Origin of the sequence: Salinarimonas chemoclinalis, from assembly GCF_041514305.1 — a bacterium.
Classification (GTDB): Bacteria; Pseudomonadota; Alphaproteobacteria; order Rhizobiales; family Beijerinckiaceae; genus Salinarimonas; species Salinarimonas chemoclinalis.
Genome location: NZ_JBGMWH010000014.1, coordinates 15459 through 36132 on the forward strand (window position 1 = coordinate 15459; position 20674 = coordinate 36132).

A 20674-nucleotide genomic window follows, 5' to 3' on the forward strand; every position below is an offset into this window, starting at 1 on the left:
GTGCCGGCGGGCTCCGAGCGCGGTCGGACGCGGACGAATCCGGACGGGGGTGCGCAGGCGATCGCCACCAGTCTGATCGTGAAGCAAGTCGCGTGATCTGCGCGGCAAGACATACGTAGTAAAACATATTAATCGGTTCAATCTTGGATGTAAATTTTGAATTAGCTCCGAATTCATGCAGTTTAAGCATCTGTCAACAGGCCTGCCGCAGCATCATTCGACAACGAGAATTTGGGTTCTGGTAGCGCGGAGAAGAATGATGCTCGGACGTATTTCGGTAGGCGCAAAGATCGCGCTCGTGATCACATCGATGGCAGCCGCGACGATCTGTATCGCCACGGTCGCTTACACCAGCCTGGAATCCGTGGCGCGTGCGACGGCGCGCCTCGAGGCGACGACCCAGCAGATCAAGCTCGTCGCGGGCATCAACCAGGATGCCCTCGACATCTCGCGCAGCGAGTACAGGATCCTGGCGGAGCCGTCGAAGCTGGACGCCTCCCGCGCCGACATCGTCGAGCGGCGCCGCAGCTTCGAGGACCGCATGGTCCAGCTCGAGGCGCAGATCGACGATGGTGAGCGCCGTGCGATGCTGCGCGACATCGCGCGCCTGTCGCAGACGTTCTTCGCCGACCTCGACCTGGTCATCGCCGAAGGCGAGCGGCAGCGGGGGCGGGCAGTCGACGCGGCCCAGGCCCAGCTCGCCGACCTCGTCGCCAAGAGCCGCGAGGACGTCGAGCACCTGACGGCGACGCTCGACCGCTTGACGGAGGCGAGCGAAGCGCTGGCCGTCCAGGTCGCGACCGACGCGCGAGAGATGGCGCGCAGCAGCGAGATCCTGCTGATCACCATAGCAACCCTCGGCACCCTCGTCGGCATCGCGCTGGGTTTCGCGGTCTCCCGGTTCGGCGTCACCGGCCCGCTGCAGGGAATCGTCGCCTGCATTCGAGCGCTCGCCGGCGGCAATCTGGCCGTCGAGGTGACGGGCGCATCCCGTCGGGACGAGATCGGTACCCTCGCCACCGCCGCGATCGACCTGCGCGAGAGCCTGCGCCGCGGCGTCGAGGCGGAGCGCGAGGCGGCGGAGCAGAAGGCGGCCGCCGAGCGGGCGAGCCGCGAGGCCATGCTGCGCCTCGCCGACGAGTTCGAGCAGGCGGTCTCGGGCGTCGTGACGGAGGTGGGCTCCGCCGCCGAGCAGCTGCGCACCAACGCGACCGCGCTCTCCTCCGTCGCGGAGGAGACCGAGAGCCAGGTCCTCACCGTCTCGGCCGCGGCCGAGCAGGCGAGCGCCAACGTCGGCGCCGTCGCGGCGGCGAGCGAGGAGCTCTCCGCGGCGATCGCGGACGTCGTGCGCTCCATCACCGGCGCCGCGAACGGCGCGAGTGCCGCCAACGACGAGGCCGGTCGCACGACGGCCTCTGTGGCCGCCCTGCGTGACGTGGTCGGGCGCGTCGCCGCCATGACGACCCTCATCCGCGAGGTCGCCGAGAAGACCAACCTGCTGGCGCTCAACGCCACGATCGAGGCGGCGCGGGCCGGCGAGGCGGGCCGCGGCTTCGCCGTCGTCGCCGCCGAGGTGAAGCAGCTCGCCGAGCAGACGACGAAGACGACCGAGAAGATCGACGCCGAGATGGCCGACATGCAGTCGGCCACGGGCGTCACGATCGATGCCGTCGAGCGCATCGGCCGGATGATCGGCGAGATCCGCGAGGGCGCTTCCCTCGTCGCCTCGGCGGCCGAGGAGCAGGGCGCGACGACGAACGAGATCGCCCGCAACGTCAACGAGGCGGCCAAGGGCACGAGCGCCGTCTCCGAATCGATGTCGGCGATGACGCAGGCCGCGGCCGAGACCGGGCGCATGTCCGGCGAGGTGCGGGTCTCGGCGGAATCGCTGAGCGGGTCGGCGGACACGCTGAAGACGCGGGTCTCGGACTTCCTCGGACGTGTGCGCGCCGCCTGAGCGGCGTCTCGGAAGCGGGCGGGGTCAGAGCCCCGCCTGCGCCTCCACCACCGCGACCGCCGTCATGTTGACGATGCCCCGCGCCGTCACCGACGGCGTCACCACGTGGGCGGGCTTGGCCGGGCCGATCAGGATCGGCCCCACCGGCAGCGCGTCCGCCATCACCTTGGTGAGCTGGTAGGCGATGTTGGCGGCGTCGAGGTTGGGCATGATCAGCACATTGGCCTCGCCCGTGAGCCGCGAGTGCGGCAGCACCCGGTCGCGGGTGGCCTGGAGGAGGGCGGTGTCCGCCTGCATCTCGCCGTCGACCTCGAGCGCGGGCGCGCGCTCGCGGATCAGCTCCAGGGCCTGGCGCATCTTCCGCGCCGAGGGCGAATCGATCGCGCCGAAGTCCGAGTGCGACACGAGCGCGATCTTCGGCTCGAGCCCGAAGCGGGCGACGTGGCTCGCGCAGGCGCAGGCGACGTCGGCGATCTCCTCCGCCGTCGGGTCGGGCCGCACGTGCGTGTCCGCCAGGAAGTAGGCGCCCCTGCGGGTGATCATCAGCGAGAGCGCCGCGAAGTCCCGCGCGCCCGGTGCGAGGCCGATGATGGTGCGCAGGTGACGCAGGTTCGACTGGAAGCGCCCCTCCAGCCCGCAGATCAGCGCGTCCGCGTCGCCCCGTCGCACGGCGAGCGCCGCGATGACGGTGGCGTTGGTGCGCACCAGGGTGCGGGCCGCGTCCGGCGTGATGCCCTGGCGCCCGGCGATCTCGAGATAGGTCGCGACGTAGTCGCGGTAGCGCGGGTCGTCCTCCGGGTTGATCAGGTCGACGTCGCGGCCGATCTCGAGGGAGAGGCCGAAGCGCTCGAGCCGCGCCTGCACCACCGCGGGGCGCCCGATCAGGATCGGGCGGGCGATGCCCTCCTCGATGACGACCTGGGCCGCGCGCAGCACCCGCTCATCCTCGCCCTCGGCGTAGATCACGCGTCGTGGCGCCGCCTTCGCGGCGGCGAAGAGCGGCTTCATCAGGAAGCCCGAGCGGAAGACGAAGCCGCCGAGCGAGTCCTCGTAGGCCTTCAGGTCCGGCAGCGGTCGGGCGGCCACGCCCGAGTCCATCGCCGCCTTCGCCACCGCGGGGGCGATGCGCAGGATCAGCCGCGGGTCGAACGGGCTCGGGATCAGCGATTCCTTGCCGAAGGGCCGCGCCTCGCCGCCATAGGCGCGCGCCACCACCTCGGAGGGCGCCTCGCGGGCGAGCGCCGCGATCGCCTTCACCGCGGCCGCCTTCATCTCCTCGTTGATCGTCGTCGCGCCGACGTCGAGCGCGCCGCGGAAGATGTAGGGGAAGCACAGGACGTTGTTGACCTGGTTGGGGAAGTCCGAGCGCCCGGTACAGATCATGGCGTCCGGGCGCACCGCCTGCGCGAGTTCGGGCATGATCTCGGGCGTCGGGTTGGCGAGCGCGAGGATCAGCGGCAGCGGCGCCATGTGCTCGAGGTACTCGGGCTTGAGGACCCCCGCCGCGGAGAGGCCGAGGAAAACGTCCGCGCCCGCGATCACATCGGCGAGGGTCCGCGCCTCGGTCCTCTGCGCGTAGGCCGCCTTCCAGCGGTCCATCAGGCTCTCGCGGCCCTCGAAGACGACGCCCTCGATGTCCGTGACGAAGACGTTCTCGCGCCTGACCCCGAGCGTCAGCAGCAGGTTGAGGCAGGCGAGGGCCGCCGCGCCCGCGCCGGAGGTGACGACCTTGATCTCGTCGATCTTCTTGCCGGACAGCGCCAGCGCGTTCGTCACCGCCGCCCCGACGATGATCGCCGTGCCGTGCTGGTCGTCGTGGAAGACGGGGATGCCCATGCGGGCCTTGAGCCGCTCCTCCACCTCGAAGCATTCGGGCGCCTTGATGTCCTCGAGGTTGATGCCGCCGAAGGTCGGCTCCAGCGCCGCGACCGTCTCGACGAGCGCGTCGACGTCGGTCTGCGCCACCTCGATGTCGAACACGTCGATGCCGGCGAACTTCTTGAACAGGACCGCCTTGCCCTCCATCACGGGCTTGGACGCCAGCGGGCCGATGTTGCCGAGGCCGAGCACGGCGGTGCCGTTCGAGACGACCGCGACGAGGTTCTGGCGCGCCGTCAGCGTCGCCGCCTCGCCGGGATCGTCGACGATCGCCTCGCAGGCGGCCGCGACGCCCGGCGAGTAGGCCAGCGCGAGGTCGCGCTGGTTGCCGAGCGGCTTCGTCGGCTGGATCTCGAGCTTACCGGGGCGGGGATGACGATGGTAGAAGAGGGCGCTGGACTTGAGGTCCTCGGAAATGCTCTTCGTCACGCGCGCCCCCTCTTCCTTCCAGGAGGGCGTTTGTATACGCCGCTTCCGCCGCCGCGCAACTCGCCCCGCGGGATGGGAGCGTTCCGTAGGGGAAAGAGCTCCGCCCGCTCCGGCGCGTCCGGCAGGCTAGAACAGGAAATACCGCTGCGCCAGCGGCAGGCTCGTCGCCGGCTCGCAGACGAGCAGCTCGCCGTCGGCGGTGACCGCATATGTCTCCGGGTCGACCGTGATCGCGGGGCAGGCGGAGTTGTGGATCATGTCGGCCTTGGAGATGCCGCCGCGTACGTTCTCGACGGCGATCGTCTGCTTGGCGAGCCCGAGCCGCCCGCGCACGTCGCGCTCCATCGCCGCCTTCGACACGAAGGTGACGGAGGTCGCCGCCAGCGCCTTGCCGAAGGCGGCGAACATGGGGCGGTAGTGGACCGGCTGCGGCGTCGGGATCGAGGCGTTGGGGTCGCCCATGGCAGCGGCGACGATGGTGCCGCCCTTGAGCACGAGATGCGGCTTCACGCCGAAGAAGGCGGGATCCCAGAGCACGAGATCCGCCATCTTGCCGACCTCGATGGAGCCGATATGGCGCGAGATGCCGTGGGCGATGGCCGGGTTGATCGTGTATTTCGCAATGTAGCGCTTCACGCGGAAATTGTCCGCGCCCGATCCCTGGTCCTCCGGGAGCGCTCCGCGCTGCGTCTTCATCTTGTGCGCGGTCTGCCAGGTGCGGGTGATCACCTCGCCGACGCGGCCCATGGCCTGGCTGTCCGACGCGATCATCGAGAGCGCGCCGATGTCGTGCAGGATGTCCTCGGCCGCGATCGTCTCCTTGCGGATGCGGCTCTCGGCGAAGGCGAGGTCCTCCGGGATCGAGGGGTCGAGGTGGTGGCAGACCATGAGCATGTCGAGATGCTCGTCGATCGTGTTCACCGTGAAGGGCCGGGTCGGGTTCGTGGAGGAGGGCAGCACGTTGGGAAGCCCCGCCACCTTGATGATGTCCGGCGCGTGCCCGCCGCCGGCGCCCTCGGTGTGGAAGGCGTGGATGGTGCGGTTCTTGAAGGCGCGCACCGTGTCCTCGACGAAGCCCGACTCGTTCAACGTGTCGGTGTGGATCATCACCTGGATGTCGTATTCGTCCGCGACCGAGAGGCAATTGTCGATCGCCTGCGGCGTCGTCCCCCAGTCCTCGTGGAGCTTGAGCGCGCAGGCGCCGGCCTCGATCATCTCGACGAGCGCCCCGGGCAGCGCCGCGTTACCCTTCCCCGAGAAGGCCAGGTTCATCGGAAGGCCGTCGGCGGCCTCGAGCATGCGGGCCATGTGGAAGGGGCCGGGCGTGCACGTGGTGGCGTTGGTGCCGTCGGCGGGGCCGGTGCCGCCGCCGAGCATCGTGGTGACGCCCGACATCAGCGCATCCTCGATCTGCTGGGGACAGATGAAGTGGATGTGGCTGTCGAACCCGCCGGCGGTGAGGATCCTGCCCTCGCCCGCGATCGCCTCCGTCCCCGGCCCGACGACGATGTCGACGCCCGGCTGGATGTCCGGGTTGCCCGCCTTGCCGATCGCGACGATGCGCCCGTTCACGAGCCCCACGTCCGCCTTCACGATCCCCCAATGGTCGACGATGAGCGCGTTGGTGATGACGGTGTCGACCGCGCCCTGGGCGTTGGTGACCTGGCTCTGCCCCATCCCGTCACGGATCACCTTGCCGCCGCCGAACTTCACCTCCTCGCCGTAGACCGTGAAGTCGCGCTCCACCCGGATCGTCAGGTCCGTGTCGGCGAGGCGCACCAGGTCCCCGACGGTGGGCCCGAACATGTCGGCGTAGGCGGCGCGGGAGATGCGGTAGGGCATGGTGCGGGGCCTTTCTGGCGGGTGGGGCTAGACGGCGGATTGGCAGCCGGGTTCGCGAGCGGCGATCTGGTCGAACGTGACGAAGGGGGATGCGTCGTGCCGGCGTCCTATCGCGGCGGCCAAGTAGTCGGTGAAATCGGCGCGTCCCACCCGGAAGTCGCCGAGCGCCGCCTCGACCAGCTGCGCGTCTTCGACGGCCAGGTTTTCGTGATCGAGTATGGAGGCGAGCACGGCGGCGAGTTCGCCGCGCGTGACCTCGAAGGTGCGGCGCGCCACCCACGCGAACTCGGCCACGATCACATGGCTGACGAAGCCGGGCGACGACGGCGAGCAACGCTCGTCGATGATCGCCGAGGACGGTGTGTGATGTGGGTCGCCGCTGTCGAAGAAGTACCGGACGAGCACATTCGTATCGAGCGCGATCACGACGGGGATTTCTCCTTCGTCGGCTGCGAGAGCGTTCTCGAATAGCGCGCCTCGACCTCCTGCCCGATCCCCTCGTCGATGTCTTCCTCTGTGATCGGCCGGTCGACCTTGAACATGCCGCGGCCGGCGAAGGGGCGCGGCCGACGCACGCGCACGCCGAGAGACCCGTCGGCGTGCTTGAAGAAGACGAGCTCGTCTCCTTGCTCGATGCCGAACGCTCTGCGTATCTCCGCCGGGAGGGTGATCTGCCCCTTCGAGGTGACGACGGCGCCCATAGTCGGCTCCTTACGATTTCGATTTCGCCTTACTTTATATTGGATCCCCGGTGGTTAAAGCACAAGGACGGACGATGCCGCTTCATAGGATGCGTCGAGCGCCTTCCGGCAGACGCGCTACGGCACGAGCGCGAGGGGCGGATGGCGGGCGGCCTTGCGGTCGAAGGTGAAGGTCTGCGAGGCGCCGTGCGCCTCGTTGACGCGGGCGATGAGGCGGTCGGAGAAGTCGCCGAAGCCCGCGTCGTAGTCCGCGAGGGCCAGGCGGACCGCACGCGCGTCCGAGAGGACGATCGAGGGATCGTCGACGAGCTCGCGCAGACGGCGGGCGATCTCGGAGTTGCTCTCTTTCCGCGTGCGGAGCGTCCAGTAAACCTCGGCCAGCACGACCAAGCTGACGACGAATGCGTCGGGTCGCGAGCGGCTCGTCACGAAGTCCGCCGCGCGCCGCGTCTGATCGGGATCGTCGGCGAGAATCATGCGCAGCAGCACGTTCGTATCGAGACCGATGCGGTTCATTCGCGCCCCTTCCGAAGAATCGCCTCGCCGATCAGCCGCCGCCGTTCCTCGGGTGAAACCGGTGGACCTTCCGTCTTGAAGGCGCCGATGAGACCCAGAAGACCGGCGCCGGGGACGCCCGTGCGCGCAGGTTCCGGAGTACGGCGAAGGACGACTTCTCCGGCTGCTCCGATGGTGGCCTCCAGATCGTCGCCCTCGTGCAGGTCGAGCGCTTGCAGGACGTCCTCGGGTAGGGTCACCTGACCGTCCTTGCCGATTTTCGTGCGAACGTTCATGGCTCGTCCTCCGCGATCGATGCCCGATCCTACCACACCCCCCTCACAGCGCCCCCATCACCTTCCCCTGGAACCCGTAGACCTTCCGCTCGCCCGACAGCGCCACCAGCGTCACCTCCCGCGTCTGGCCCGGCTCGAAGCGCACGGCGGTGCCGGCGGGGATGTCGAGGCGCATGCCGCGGGCCTGCGCGCGGTCGAAGGCGAGCGCGTTGTTGGTCTCGGCGAAATGGTAGTGCGAGCCCACCTGGATCGGCCTATCGCCGGTGTTCGAAACCTCGAGCGTGAGCGTCTCGCGCCCCTCGTTCAGCACGATCTCGCCCTCCATCGGGCACACCGCGCCGGGGATGAATTCGCCGGTCGCGCCGCGGATCGGCTCGTGCACGGTGACGAGCTTCGTCCCGTCGGGGAAGGTCGCCTCGACCTGGACGTCGTGGATCATCTCGGCGACGCCGGGCATCACCTGCTCGGCGGTCAGCACGTGGGCGCCCGCCTCCATCAGCTCGGCGACGGTGCGGCCGTCGCGGGCGCCCTCGACCACATAGTCCGTGATCAGCGCGATCGCCTCGGGGTAGTTCAGCCTCACGCCGCGCTCGAGCCGCCGGCGTGCCACCATCGCCGCCATGGCGACGAGGAGCTTGTCCTTCTCGCGGGGGGAGAGCTTCATCGGGACACCTCAGGTGGACCAGGAGCGGGGGAGGGGGCGGCCGGAGAGCCGCGCGAGGAATCGGGCGAGACCGGCCCGCAGCCGCTGCGGATCGGGCGAGAGGAAGCGGGCGACCAGCATGCCGCCGACGCCGCCGGCGGCGCATTCGACCCGCGCCTCCGCCAGCGCCGCGCGCGCCTCCTCGACGCGCGCCTCCGCATCCGCCGACACGAGTAGCACGGTCGCGAGCGCCCGTGCGCCACCGCCGCAGGCCGGCCGTGCGAGGATGTCGGCGACGCCGCCTTCGAGCCGCAGATCCTCGGCGAAGACGAGGTGCCCGCCGCGGCGGATGCGCCAGCGATCCCGCAACGTGCCGGTCTCCACGGTCTCGCCCATGGCCAGGCGGCCGAAGACCGCGCTCTCGACGAGGAGCAGGCGCGCGTCCGCGGCCATGGCGACGTCGATGCGGCGGTGGAGCCGCGCGCCGTCGAACAGGATCTGCTCCTGCGGCAGCCAGTCGAGCGCCGCGCCCGGCCCGAGATCGAGCGCGACACGCATCGTCGTGGCGTCGCCCTGCGCGCGGTAGACCTTTTCGGCGGCCTGGGTGGTGAGCGTCGCCGCCGCGCCGGGCGCGAGCGAGACGTCGAGCGCGAGGTCGTCGCCACCCGCGAGGCCGCCGCCGGTGTTGAGGTAGACGCCCTCGCAGCGCCCGCCCGCGCCGACGAAGCGCACCCGGTAGCCGCCGCGCTCGGCGATGGCCATCGGCGCCGTGCCGCGCGCCGTCGTGCCCAGCGCGATGCGCACGCCCCCGGCTGCGCGGATCCAGCGCGGCGGGGCGGGGTCGGCGGCGGGACGTGGCAGATGCATGGGACGCGGGTCTCGGTACGGCATGGCATCGTCGCGCCCGCGCGATCCCGCATCAAGGCCACGCTCGGCGCTGGCGTGCCCAAAGAAGCGGCAGCGGCCGCTGCGGCGTGTGCAGACGATCGGGTGGCCGAGCACCTTCGTTCTTGATCTTCCACCACGGCGCGGTGAAACATATCGCATTCGGTGCATGCTCGCGGGCGGACCCTGATGGCGGAGTTGCTTCCCCACGATCTCGCGGCCAACCTGGTGCGCACGCTGCTCGGCTTCCTCGCCGGGGTGGCGCTCGGTTTCGCCGCGCGCCGGGGGCGGTTCTGCACGCTGGGTGCCATCGAGGACGCGGTCTATGCCCGTGACACGCGCCGACTGCGCGCCTGGGCGCTCGCCATCGGCGTCGCCATGGCGGGCCTCGTGCTGCTCGCGGGCGCGGCGGATCTCGACCTGTCGCGCACGATCTACGTCGCGCCGCGGCTCGAATGGGCCGGGGCGCTCGTCGGGGGGCTGGCCTTCGGGCTCGGCATGGCGCTGGTGGGCACCTGCGGCTTCGGCATGCTGCTTCGGCTGGGCGGCGGCGATCTCAAGGCGCTGCTCGGCTTCCTCGTGCTGGGCCTCTCCGCGCTGATGGCGATGCGCGGCCTCACCGGCGTCGCGCGCGTCTCGCTGATCGACCCGCTCGCGCTCGACCTCGCCCCGCGCACGGCGCAGACGCTGCCGGTGCTGATCGGTCTCGACCCCGCCGCGGCGGCGGCGCTGGCACTGGCGATCGCCGGCGGCTTCGCGGCGCTCGCGCTCGCGCACGAGGGGACGCGCACTTCCCGCAAGCTCCTCCTCACCGGCGTTGCGATCGGGCTCTCGGTGACGGCGGGCTTCGCCATCACCGGGGTGGTCGGGGTCGACCCGTTCGAGGACGCACGGGTGGAGAGCTTCACCTTCATCGCGCCGCTCGGCGAGACGCTGCTCTGGGCCGCGCTGGCGACGGGGATCGCGATCGACTTCCCCGTCGGCGCGACGCTCGGCGTCCTCGCCGGCGCCTTCCTCGCCGCGCGCACGGGCGGCGAGTTCTTCTGGGAGGCGCCGGACGACGCGCGCGAGACGAAGCGCCACGTGTTCGGCGCCTTCCTGATGGGCACCGGCGGCGTCGCCGCGCTGGGCTGCACGATCGGGCAGGGGGTCGGCGGGGTGGCGACGCTGTCCGTCGGCTCGTTCCTGGCACTCGCGGCGATCTCGGCCGGCGCACGGATCGGGCTGTGGGTTCTGGTGGAACGGTGAGAGGGTGCGCGCCGTGGGACGCGTCGCCCCTCAGCGCTCGGTGAGCTTGAACTCGATGCGCCTGTTGCGCGCGAGGTCCTCGTCCGCCTCGCCCTCGGCGATCGGCTGGAACTCGCCGAACCCCGCCGCGAGCAGGTGCTCGGAGGGCACGCCGGCCTCCTCGAGGTAGTTCACCACCGCGATGGCGCGCGCGGCGGAGAGGTACCAGTTCGAGGGGAACTGCGCCGTGGCGATGGGGCGCGCGTCGGTGTGGCCGTCGACGCGCAGCACCCACTCGATGTCCGGGGGGATCTCCTCGGCGAGTTCGAGGATCGCCTGCGCCATCGATTCGAGCTCCGGCTGCGGCCCGGCGCGCAGCGCGGCCTGGCCCGGCGGGAACAGCACCTCGGACTGGAAGACGAAGCGGTCGCCGACGATGCGGATGTCGGGCCGCGTACCGATGATCTGCCGCAGGCGGCCGAAGAAGTCCGAGCGGAAGCGCGCCAGCTCCTGGACGCGCTGGGCGAGCGCCACGTTGAGCCGCGAGCCGAGATCCGCGATGCGCGCCTGGCTGTCGCGGTCGCGCTGCTCGGAGGCCTCGAGCGCCGCCTCGAGCGCGCCGATCTGGCGGCGCAACGCGGCGAGCTGCTGGTTCAGGAGCGCGACCTGGTCGAGCGCGCGGTCGGTCTCCCGGCGCTCGGCGTCGAGTTCGCGGGCGAGCGCCGATTCGCGCTCGCCGGCGCCGAGCCCGTCGGCGAGCAGCGCCTGGAGACGCGCCTGCTCCTCCTCGGTCGCGACGAGCGTCGACTGCAGCGCGGCGAGCTCGTCCTCGCTCTCGCGGCGCTGGGCGCGCTCCAGTGCGAGGAGGTCGGTCAGCTCGGCGATCTGGCGGTTGAGCCTGTCGAGCGCGGTGTCGCGCCCGGCGATCTCCTGGGTGAGGAAGAACTGCCCGAGCACGAAGATCGACAGGAGGAAGACGATGACGAGCAGCAGCGTGGAGAGCGCGTCGACGTAGCTCGGCCAGTAGTTCAGGCCGCGCTCGCGTCTCGTGCGGCGGGTCGCGAGCGCCATGGTCTCAGGCCTTCTCGCCGGCGATCCGCTCGAGGACCTGCTTGAGCTCCTTCTCGCGCTGGGCCTGCGCCTCCACCCAGTCGCGGATCATCTGCTGCTCGGCACGCATGTGCTGCACGAGGCCCTGGATGCCCTCGGCGAGGTTCGCCATCGCCTGGGAGGTCTGGCGCCCGCCGCCGCCGGCCTCGACCACCTGCGAGAGCCGGGCGATCGCCGCCGCGAGTTCCGGCGGGACACCGGCCGCGCCGGCCTTGGCGAGGCTCGGCGGCGGCGCGTCCTCCACCGCGTGGGCGGAGAGGTGGTCCTCGAGTTCGGTGAAGAAGCGGTTCTGCGCCTGGCCCGCCTGCAGGTCGAGGAAGCTCACGACGAGGGAGGAGCCCAGCCCGAAGAGCGAGGACGAGAAGGCGATGCCGATGCCCGTCAGCGGTGCGGCGAGGCTCGACTTCAGCTCGTCGAACAGCACCGCGGCGTCTCCGCCCGAGCGCAGGGCCGCGATGTTGTCGCCCACCGCGCCCACCGTCTCGATCAGGCCCCAGAAGGTGCCGAGCAGGCCGAGCAGGATGAGGAGGCCCGCGAGGTAGCGCACGATCTCGCGGCTCTCGTCGAGGCGCGCCGCGACCGAATCGAGGAGCGAGCGCAGCGTGGCGACGGGGATGCCGACCGGCCCGCCGCCGGTCGTCCGCGCGTCGACCGCCTGCGCCACCGGCGCGAGCAGGATCGGGCGCTTGGTCGCGATCTGCTCGCCGGTGTCGAGGTCGACCGCGTTGACCCAGCGCGTCTCGCGGAACAGGCGCACGACCTGGCGGACGGCGAGCACGATGCCGATGAGGAGAACGCCGACGATGATGCCGTTGAGCCCGGGGTTCGCGAGGAACGCCTCCCAGATCGGCTGGTAGAGGATGAAGGCGAGGAAGCCCGCCAGCACCAGGAACACGCCCATGCGGATCAGGTAGATCCGCGGGGCGCTCAAGGGGGCGCTCGAAGGTCGCTTGCTCGTCGGATTTCTGGACGCGGCCGCCATCGTGCTCCCACTCACCCCGCTTCACGCATAGGTGACCACCTGCGAAGGCCCCGTCAAGCCGAATGCGCGCGTTCCGGTCGCGCTCAGCCGGCCTTGGAGGCCGCGCGCACGATCCGCAGGAGCTCGCGCTGGACCGTCTCGTTGCCCGCCACGACCGAGCCCTTCGTCATCATCTGCTCGCCGCCGTCGGCGTCGGCGACGTAACCGCCGGCCTCGCGCACCAGGATGAGCCCGGCCGCGATGTCCCAGCTTCGGACGTTGCGCTCCCAGTAGCCGTCGACCCGCCCGGCCGCCACGGCGGCGAGGTCGAGGGCGGCGGAGCCCATCCGGCGCACGCCGGCGACCTTGCCCATGAGGGTGGCGAGCTCGCGCAGGAATTCGGGATGGTTGCCGTGGCCAAGGAAGGGGATGCCGCAGGCGACGAGGCAGTCCGCGAGGTCCGTGCGGGCCGAGACGCGCAGGCGGCGATTGTTGAGGAACGCGCCCTGGCCCTTCTCGGCGACGTAGAGCTCGTCCTTGATCGGATCGTAGATCACCCCGGCGAAGATCTTGCCGTCGCGCTCGAGCCCCACCGAGATGGCGAACTGGGGGATGCCGTGCAGGAAGTTCGTGGTGCCGTCGAGCGGATCGACGTGCCAGACGTTCTGCGTGTCCCCGCCCTCGACCACGCCACCCTCCTCGAGCACGAAGCCGTAGCCCGGGCGCGCCTTCGCCAGCGCCTCGCGCAGGGTGGCCTCGGCCTTGCGGTCGGCCGCGGAGACGAAGTCGCTCGGCCCCTTGCGGGACACCTGCAGGTTCTCGACCTCGCCGAAGTCGCGTCGCAGCGTCTTGGCGGCCTTCATCACGGCGTCGACCATCACGGTCATGAGGGGGGTGCGGATCATGGCGGCTCCAGCGCCTCCCCGGGGACGGAGGCGGTCTTCGGGCGATCAACGCCGGTACGCGTCGCGAGGATGCGCGAGGGCAAACCACGCCGGGGGCCGGTCGTCAAGCGCGGCGGCGGAGCCGGAACGGGACGGGTGGAGCCGCGGGACCCCGCCCCTGATCCGCTTCGCGGATCGTCCCCGCCCCGAGGGGCGGGAGCGATGCGTCACTGGTTGACCGGCGAGGCCGGGTCCATCAGCAGGGCGACGATGTCCTTGATCTGGTCGATCGTCAGGACGCCGTTGGTGCCGAAGCGCGGCATCATCGAGCAGGGCAGCGCCGCGTGCGGGTCGTAGATCTTCTCGTAGGTCGCCTTCACGGCCTCGTCGGAGAAGCCGAGCATCTCGCCGTAGCCCGCGAGGCTCGGGCCGAGCGTGCCGTAGGAGACCTCCTGCGGCGTCAGCTGGTGGCAGGCGTAGCAATTGCCACCGGTCTCCCGCCGCGCCGGGTAGTCGGAGAAGCGCATCCCGTAGCCGGACTGGGCGAGCTTCTCGCCGTTCTCCCACGAGCCCATCAGCACGCCGTCGTCGGGATAGACGATCGTACCGGCGGCGCGGGTGCGGATCTCCTCGAAGACGTCGTCGGGCGGCAGGTTGGCGAACTGGTTGCACTGCTCCATCGTCGCGTCGGGCCGCAGGCGCGCGGCCCAGTCGGCGTCGAGGCCGGGGAAGGCCGCCTCGATCACCGCGTCCACCTCGGACGCCGGCGGCGCCGCGTCCTGCGCGAGGGCCGCCGCGGGCAGCCCGGCGGCGAACGCGAGGGCGAGAGCGGACGCGAGGGCGAAATCGATCGTGCGCATGACAGGCTCCCTCAGCGCTTGATGCCGGGCGCGGCGACGTCGCCGCCGGCGGCCTTGTCGACGAGGTAGGCGATCAGCGCCACGGAGGCCTCCGAGCCCATCTCGAGCTGCGGCATGCGCATCTGCCAATAGCAGTCGTACATGCGGTGCTGCATCGTCATCACGTGGGTCGACGAGACGCGGTAGGCCGGCCATTCGCCCACCGAGACCCGCGCCTCCTCGGGCTGCGAGAGATGCGGCAGCTCCTGGAGCCGGATGCGCTGGCCGGTCGCCGAATGGCAGGTGGCGCAGGAGAAGTCGAACGGGCCCGAGCGGCGGTTGAACAGCGCCTCGCCCATGGCGACCGCCCGCCGCCCGGCCGCGTCGTCGAGCGGCGGCGCGAAGACCTCGCCCTCGGAGCGGTTGGCGATCCAGGTCGCGATCGCGCCGACGTCCTTGACCGGTTGCCCGCCCGACGGATGCGGCTTCGCCACATAGGCGGCCACGTCGACGCCCTGGAGCTCCTGCATGCACCAGAGGATGCGGGTCTCGACGTCCATGACGCGGCCCGCGTCCTCGAACCAGCGCGGCAGCTGCGCGAAGGCGCCGTCGACGACGCCCGGCCCCAGGCCGAGGTCGCAATCCTCGAGCGTGGCGTTGCGCGGGCCCGCCGCCGTCGACCACAGCAGCTCGCCGCGGTCGGCGTCGAGGAGCGCGGGGTTCGACCACGGGTCCTCCCGCAGCATCTGGCGGAAGCGTTCGAGACCGCGCTGGGTCTCCTCCTCGGTCTGCGCGCCGGCCGGCGGCGCGGCCGCGGACAGCGCGATGGCGACCGCCATCGACCCCGCGAGCGCGAGGGTCGTCGACTTCCTGGTCATGAGCGTGTGCAAGGCCGTTTCCTCCCGAGCCTCGTTCTGGTCGTTGTGCGCCCGATGGTTGTTTTCGCGGATCGGCCCGGGGCCCGCCGTCCTTCCTCGCATGTTACATGCAAAAAATGCTATGGGAAGGTCCGATCTGGAAAGATTCCGATTGACGCATCGGCTCGCATCGGACAGCATCTCAAAAAATGAATGTGTTCGCCGGTCCAGGCTTCGAGCGAGGTCGATGGGCGAGGCGAGCCGGGGAGGGAGCCGAGGGCGTTCGCACGCTCGTGACGAGCGAGCCGCTTTTCGATCCCGCGACATGGACGTATCCTGGCGTGCATCCGTGCGCGCCGGGCGCGCGAGGCCACACGCACCGTCGGCGAGCCGGCGGGCGCGACGAGGGAGAGACATCCGATGAACCTGGTCCTCAACCGCAGGCAGGCGCTCCTCGCGGGCGTCGGAGCGGTCGCGGCGGCGAGCGGCATGGCGGGCGCCTCCGCCCCCGCGCTGGCCGCGGCGGACGACGCGAGCGCCGCCATCCTCGAGTTCACCGGCGGCGCCGAGCCGACGATGGGGCGTGTCATGCTCGACGTTCCCGAGATCGCCGAGAACGGCAACACGGTGCCGATGAACGTCTTCGTCGACAGCCCGATGACCGACGGCGACTACGTCGCCGAGGTGCTGATCGTCGCCGACGGCAACCCCCGCCCGGGCGTCGCGACGTTCCACTTCTCGCCGATGTCGGGCCGCGCCCAGGCGAACACGCGCATCCGCCTCGCGGGCACGCAGAACGTCATCGCGGTCGCCAAGATGAGCGACGGCTCGGTGTTCATGGACAAGAAGGAGGTGAAGGTCACGATCGGCGGCTGCGGCGGCTGACGCCCGCGCCCGATCCCACCGCCTTCACGCATCCGCATACGAGGACAATCAGGCCATGGCGACCCCGCGTCCCCGCATCCGTCTCGACCGCAACGAGATCTCGGCCGGCGAGACCATCGAGGTGAAGACCCTCGTCTCGCACATCATGGAATCCGGCCAGCGCCGCGACGGCGACGGCAACGTGATCCCGCGCAAGATCATCAACACCTTCAAGTGCGAGTTCGACGGGCAGGTGGTCTTCTCCTGCGACATCGAGCCCGCGGTCTCGGCGAACCCGTACTTCCAGTTCGTCGTCGCGCCGCCCCGCTCGGGCACGCTGACCTTCACCTGGATCGACGACGACGGCAGCGAGATCACGGCGACCGAGGACGTCGTCGTCAACTGACGCCCGCGAGCACGGGGCCGGCGGCGCCGCCGCCTCCCCGACGCACGACGATCGCCGCCCGCCGGGTCCCCGGCGCGCGAACGGCGACGCGTGCGCGAACCCATCGCCCGGACGAGGTGAGCGCCCATGCCCACGAGACGCGACTTCCTGCAGACGGCGGCGGCCACGGCGGCGATCCTGCCCGCCGCGCACTGGTCGCGCGCCTTCGCGCAGCAGAGCCTGACGCAGGAGGGGCTCGTCGCCATGGAGCCGGTGGGGCGGCTCTCGATCGTCCACGTCACGGACATCCACGCCCAGCTCGTGCCGATCCACTTCCGCGAGCCCTCGATCAACCTGGGCGTCGGCGAGGTGAAGGGCCTCGTGCCGCACGTCGGCGGGCGCGCGCTGCTCGACCTGTACGGCATCGCGCCGGGCTCGCCGATGGCGCACGCGCTCACGCACGAGGACTTCACCGCCCTGGCGCGGGCCTACGGTCGCATGGGCGGCCTCGACCGGGTCGCCACCGTCGTGAACGCCATTCGCGCCGAGCGCGGGGCGGAGAACACGCTCCTCCTCGACGGCGGCGACACCTGGCAGAACTCCTGGACCTCGCTGCAGACCCGCGGCGAGGACATGGTCGACTGCATGGCGCTGCTGCGCCCCGACGCCATGGTCGGCCACTGGGAGTTCACGCTCAGCGAGGAGCGGGTGAACGAACTCGTCTCCCGGCTCGGCTTCCCGTTCCTCGCCGGCAACATCCGCGACACCGACTGGGAGGAGCCGGTCTTCGACGCGATGACCATGGTCGAGCGCGCGGGCGTGAAGGTCGCCGTGATCGGACAGGCCTTCCCCTACACCCCCATCGCCAACCCGCGCTGGATGATCCCGTCCTGGTCCTTCGGCATCCGCGAGGCGGAGATCGCCGCCAACGTGGAGGAGGCCCGGGCGCAGGGCGCGGACGTGGTGGTGCTGCTCTCCCACAACGGCTTCGATGTCGACCGCAAGCTCGCCTCGCGCGTGCCCGGCATCGACGTCGTGCTCACCGCCCACACCCACGACGCGCTGCCCGAGCCCGTGCTCGTCGGCAAGACGCTCGTGATCGCGTCGGGCTCGCACGGCAAGTTCGTCTCGCGGCTCGATCTCGACGTGTCGGGCGGCGAGGTGAAGGCGTGGGGCTACAAGCTCATTCCGGTCTTCGCGGACGCGATCGCGCCCGATCCGGCGATGGCGGCGAAGATCGCCGAGATTCGCGCGCCCTACGAGGCGACGCTCTCCGAGCCGCTCGGCCGCACGGAGGGGCTGCTCTACCGGCGGGGCAACTTCAACGGCACGTTCGACGACGTGATCTGCGAGGCGATGCTCGCGCGGCGCGACGCGGAGATCGCGCTCTCGCCGGGCTTCCGCTGGGGCGCGTCCGTCCTGCCCGGCGAGACGATCACCATGGAGGACGTCACCAACGCCACCGCCATGACGTACCCCGAGACCTATCGCACGACGATGACCGGGGCGCGGCTCAGGGAGGTGCTGGAGGACGTCGCCGACAACCTGTTCAACCCCGACCCCTACTACCAGCAGGGCGGCGACATGGTGCGCGTCGGCGGCATCGCCTACGCGATCGACGTCTCCGCACCGATGGGCCGGCGCATCTCCGACCTGACGCTCCTGCGCACCGGCGAGCCGCTGGAGGCCGAGCGCGAGTACGCGGTCGCCGGATGGGCGAGCGTGAACGAGGGCACCGAGGGGCCGCCGATCTGGGATCTCGTCGCCGCGCACATCCGCGAGGCGGGCACCATCGCGCCGCAGGAGACCGAGACGGTGCGAGTGACGGGGACCTGACCCGCCACGAGACGACGATCATCACCGAGGGAACGAGACCGATGTCGAAGGACGAAGCCGGCAGGAACGGGCGAGCGGGGCCGGGAGCCTCGCGCCGGACCTTCCTGCGCGCGGGGCTCGCCGCCGGCGGCGCAGCGCTGGTGGGCGGGCGCGCCGCCGCCGAGACCGCCCACGTGATCGCCCCAGGGGCCGTCGCGGGCGATCCCGCCAACCTCCCGCCCAACGTGGCCGACTGGTCGCGCTACCTCGGCGACGGCGTCGCCGTGCGCGCCTACGGCCGGCCCTCCGAACACGAGAGCCACGTCGTGCGCCGCGACGTCGAATGGCTCACCGCCTCGCGCGAATCGTCGGTGAGCTTCACGCCGCTGCACGAGCTCGACGGGCCGATCACCCCCAACGGCCTGTGCTTCGAGCGCCATCACGGCGGCATCGCCGAGATACCCCCGCAGGACTACCGCCTGATCCTGCACGGGCTCGTCGACCGGGAGCTGATCTTCACCCTCGACGACATCAAGCGCATGCCCCGCGTCAACCGCGCCTACTTCGCCGAGTGCGCGGCGAACTCGGGCATGGAATGGCGCGGCGCGCAGCTCAACGGCTGCCAGTTCACGCACGGCATGATCCATTGCGTGATGTATACGGGCGTGCCGCTGCGCGTGCTCCTGGCCGAGGCCGGGGTGAAGCCGACGGGCAGGTGGCTGCTGCTCGAGGGCGCCGACGCGTCCGGCATGACGCGCTCGCTGCCCATGGAGAAGGCGCTCGACGACTGCCTCGTCGCCTACCGCATGAACGGCGAGATGCTGCGCCCGGAGAACGGCTACCCCGTGCGCATGGTCGTCCCCGGCTGGGAGGCGAACATGTGGGTGAAGTGGCTGCGCCGCATCGAGGTCGGCGACGCGCCCTGGTACCACCGCGAGGAGACGTCGAAGTACACCGACCTGCTCGAGGACGGCACGGCCCGCAAGTTCACCTTCGTGATGGACGCCAAGTCCGTGATCACGAGCCCGAGCCCGCAGGCGCCGGTGAACCACGCCCGCGGCTTCACGGTGATCTCGGGCCTCGCGTGGTCGGGCCGCGGCGCGATCTCGGCCGTGGACGTCTCGCTCGACGGCGGGCGCAACTGGTCCCGCGCGCGTCTCGACGGGCCGGTCTGGGGCAAGGCGCTGACGCGCTTCTACTACGAGTTCGACTGGGACGGCTCGCCGCTGCTGCTGCAGTCGCGCGCGGTCGACGAGACCGGCTACGTCCAGCCGACGAAGAACGAGTTGCGCGCCGTGCGCGGCCTCAACTCGATCTATCACAACAACGGGATCCAGACCTGGCACGTGATGGCCGGCGGGGAGGTCGAGAATGTCGAGGTTTCGTGACACGGCGTCCCGGGTGCGGGGCCTCGTCCTCGCCGCTCTGCTCGCCGGTGGCGCCGTCCTCGCGGGCGGGGCGCTCCTGCCGGCGCCGACGCGCGCGACCGAGACCACGGGCTCGGTCGGCGACGGCGCCTTCCCCGAGCTGCCGACCGGCCTCGGGCTCGGCCGCGCGGCGACGCCGGAGGAGATCGCGGGCTGGGACATCGACGTGCGCCCGGACGGGCTCGGCCTGCCGGAGGGCCGCGGCACCGCGCTCGAGGGCGAGGAGATCTACATCGTCCAATGCGCCGTGTGCCACGGCGACTTCGGCGAGAGCGCGGGGCGCTGGCCGATGCTGGCGGGCGGCGCCGGCACGCTCGCCTCGCACGATCCCGTCAAGACGATCGGCTCCTACTGGCCCTACGCCTCGACGCTGATCGACTACATCTACCGTGCCATGCCCTACGGCAACGCACAGTCGCTCGCGCCCGACGAGCTCTACGCGGTGACCGCCTACGTGCTCTGGCTCAACGACGTGATCCTCGACGAGGAATTCGAGCTCGACCAGGAGAACTACGCCGACATCCGCCTGGAGAACGTCGCGAGTTTCTTCCCCGACGACCGGGAGACGGCGGAGGCGCATTTCTGGCGGGAGCCGTGCATGACGGATTGCCTTTCGGGCACCGCCGAGATCACGATGCGGGCCCGGGCGCTCGACGTGACGCCCGAGCCGGGCCAGGGGCCGACCGTCGATTGAGGCGCGCGCGATCTCCCGCCGTCCGGATCGGCGCTACGGTCTTGCTCCGCAATCCGAGATGATGGAAACTGTCCTCATGCGTTTCTCGATCCCCCGTCTCCTCCCGCCGGTCGCGGCCCTCGCCGCGGCCGGCGTGCTCGTGCTCTCGCACGGCGCGCGGGCGCAGGGCCTCGCCGGCGACGCCGAGTACGGCGCCTTCCTCGCGGGGGAGTGCGTCACCTGCCACCAGGAGAGCGGCGACTTCGACGGCATCCCGCCCATCGTGGGGTGGCCGGTCGAGAGCTTCGTCCACGCCATGGAACTCTACAAGGACGGCACGCGCGAGAACCAGGTCATGCGCACCATCGCGGCCCGGTACGGGGACGAGGAACTCGCCGCGCTGGCCGCGTATTTCGCGGCGCTCGGCCCTGGTAAAGCGGAAAATCCACGATAAGATGGAAAATTCGTGATAAACACGCTATATACTGTGAAATGAGGCCCGCGGG

General features: G+C 70.9%; 21 protein-coding genes. 8 read left to right on the forward strand and 13 right to left on the reverse strand.

Annotated elements, in window-relative coordinates; genetic code table 11:
* Positions 1-259 precede the first annotated feature (259 nt).
* Entirely contained in the window at positions 260-1957 is a 1698-nt protein-coding gene (locus tag AB9M23_RS17660; RefSeq protein WP_372425893.1) for a methyl-accepting chemotaxis protein, read from the forward strand.
* A gap of 24 nt (positions 1958-1981) precedes the next feature.
* On the opposite strand, the gene AB9M23_RS17665 is transcribed toward AB9M23_RS17660, so the two are convergent.
* The 8 genes from AB9M23_RS17665 to AB9M23_RS17700 form a co-directional block, all read right to left on the reverse strand.
* A complete protein-coding gene (locus AB9M23_RS17665) occupies positions 1982-4264 on the reverse strand; it encodes an NADP-dependent malic enzyme (RefSeq protein WP_372425894.1) in 2283 nt (760 codons plus the stop codon).
* Between the two features lie 126 nt (positions 4265-4390).
* Entirely contained in the window at positions 4391-6106 is a 1716-nt protein-coding gene (ureC, locus tag AB9M23_RS17670; RefSeq protein ID WP_372425895.1) for an urease subunit alpha, read from the reverse strand.
* A 27-nt stretch (positions 6107-6133) separates the two neighbouring features.
* Positions 6134-6532: a type II toxin-antitoxin system VapC family toxin gene (locus AB9M23_RS17675; RefSeq protein ID WP_372425896.1), complete on the reverse strand. Its 399-nt coding sequence runs from the start codon at positions 6530-6532 to the stop codon at positions 6134-6136.
* On the reverse strand, positions 6529-6807 hold the full coding sequence (locus tag AB9M23_RS17680) for an AbrB/MazE/SpoVT family DNA-binding domain-containing protein (protein WP_372425897.1): 279 nt from the start codon (positions 6805-6807) through the stop codon (positions 6529-6531). Before AB9M23_RS17680 ends, AB9M23_RS17675 begins: the two co-directional genes overlap by 4 nt.
* Before the next feature lie 117 nt (positions 6808-6924).
* Positions 6925-7323 (reverse strand): type II toxin-antitoxin system VapC family toxin, encoded by a 399-nt coding sequence (locus AB9M23_RS17685; protein WP_372425898.1) that lies wholly within the window; start codon positions 7321-7323, stop codon positions 6925-6927.
* On the reverse strand, positions 7320-7598 hold the full coding sequence (locus AB9M23_RS17690; protein WP_372425899.1) for an AbrB/MazE/SpoVT family DNA-binding domain-containing protein: 279 nt from the start codon (positions 7596-7598) through the stop codon (positions 7320-7322). The genes AB9M23_RS17685 and AB9M23_RS17690 overlap by 4 nt, the downstream gene beginning before the upstream one ends.
* 43 nt (positions 7599-7641) lie before the next feature.
* Positions 7642-8262, reverse strand: a complete 621-nt coding sequence (locus AB9M23_RS17695) for an urease subunit gamma (protein ID WP_372425900.1) — start codon at positions 8260-8262, stop codon at positions 7642-7644.
* A 9-nt stretch (positions 8263-8271) separates the two neighbouring features.
* On the reverse strand, positions 8272-9108 hold the full coding sequence (locus AB9M23_RS17700; protein WP_372425901.1) for an urease accessory protein UreD: 837 nt from the start codon (positions 9106-9108) through the stop codon (positions 8272-8274).
* Between the two features lie 207 nt (positions 9109-9315).
* Between AB9M23_RS17700 and AB9M23_RS17705 the strand changes: the two genes are divergently transcribed.
* Positions 9316-10374, forward strand: a complete 1059-nt coding sequence (locus AB9M23_RS17705) for a YeeE/YedE family protein (protein ID WP_372425902.1) — start codon at positions 9316-9318, stop codon at positions 10372-10374.
* 30 nt (positions 10375-10404) lie between these two features.
* Here the strand turns inward: AB9M23_RS17705 and AB9M23_RS17710 are convergent, their stop codons facing one another.
* The 5 genes from AB9M23_RS17710 to soxA all read right to left on the reverse strand — a co-directional run bounded on the left by AB9M23_RS17710 (position 10405) and on the right by soxA (position 15037).
* Positions 10405-11424: a peptidoglycan -binding protein gene (locus AB9M23_RS17710; RefSeq protein ID WP_372425903.1), complete on the reverse strand. Its 1020-nt coding sequence runs from the start codon at positions 11422-11424 to the stop codon at positions 10405-10407.
* 4 nt (positions 11425-11428) lie between these two features.
* Positions 11429-12445, reverse strand: a complete 1017-nt coding sequence (locus AB9M23_RS17715; protein WP_372425904.1) for a MotA/TolQ/ExbB proton channel family protein — start codon at positions 12443-12445, stop codon at positions 11429-11431.
* Positions 12446-12528: 83 nt separating this feature from the next.
* Positions 12529-13329, reverse strand: coding sequence for an inositol monophosphatase family protein (locus tag AB9M23_RS17720; protein ID WP_372425905.1), 801 nt, complete (start codon positions 13327-13329; stop codon positions 12529-12531).
* 206 nt (positions 13330-13535) lie between these two features.
* Positions 13536-14168: a sulfur oxidation c-type cytochrome SoxX gene (gene soxX, locus AB9M23_RS17725; RefSeq protein WP_372425906.1), complete on the reverse strand. Its 633-nt coding sequence runs from the start codon at positions 14166-14168 to the stop codon at positions 13536-13538.
* Positions 14169-14179: 11 nt separating this feature from the next.
* Positions 14180-15037, reverse strand: coding sequence for a sulfur oxidation c-type cytochrome SoxA (gene soxA / locus AB9M23_RS17730; RefSeq protein WP_372425907.1), 858 nt, complete (start codon positions 15035-15037; stop codon positions 14180-14182).
* 387 nt (positions 15038-15424) lie between these two features.
* Between soxA and soxY the strand changes: the two genes are divergently transcribed.
* From soxY to AB9M23_RS17760, 6 genes are all read left to right on the forward strand, one after another.
* A complete protein-coding gene (soxY, locus tag AB9M23_RS17735) occupies positions 15425-15889 on the forward strand; it encodes a thiosulfate oxidation carrier protein SoxY (protein WP_372425908.1) in 465 nt (154 codons plus the stop codon).
* A 55-nt stretch (positions 15890-15944) separates the two neighbouring features.
* Positions 15945-16274, forward strand: a complete 330-nt coding sequence (gene soxZ, locus AB9M23_RS17740; RefSeq protein WP_372425909.1) for a thiosulfate oxidation carrier complex protein SoxZ — start codon at positions 15945-15947, stop codon at positions 16272-16274.
* A gap of 126 nt (positions 16275-16400) precedes the next feature.
* The gene (gene soxB / locus AB9M23_RS17745) at positions 16401-18089 is read left to right on the forward strand and encodes a thiosulfohydrolase SoxB (RefSeq protein WP_372425910.1); all 1689 of its coding nucleotides are present in this window, start codon (positions 16401-16403) and stop codon (positions 18087-18089) included.
* A gap of 41 nt (positions 18090-18130) precedes the next feature.
* Positions 18131-19456: a sulfite dehydrogenase gene (soxC, locus tag AB9M23_RS17750; protein WP_372425911.1), complete on the forward strand. Its 1326-nt coding sequence runs from the start codon at positions 18131-18133 to the stop codon at positions 19454-19456.
* On the forward strand, positions 19440-20189 hold the full coding sequence (locus tag AB9M23_RS17755) for a c-type cytochrome (protein WP_372425912.1): 750 nt from the start codon (positions 19440-19442) through the stop codon (positions 20187-20189). Before soxC ends, AB9M23_RS17755 begins: the two co-directional genes overlap by 17 nt.
* 76 nt (positions 20190-20265) lie before the next feature.
* Positions 20266-20622, forward strand: coding sequence for a c-type cytochrome (locus AB9M23_RS17760; protein ID WP_372425913.1), 357 nt, complete (start codon positions 20266-20268; stop codon positions 20620-20622).
* Positions 20623-20674: the final 52 nt, after the last annotated feature.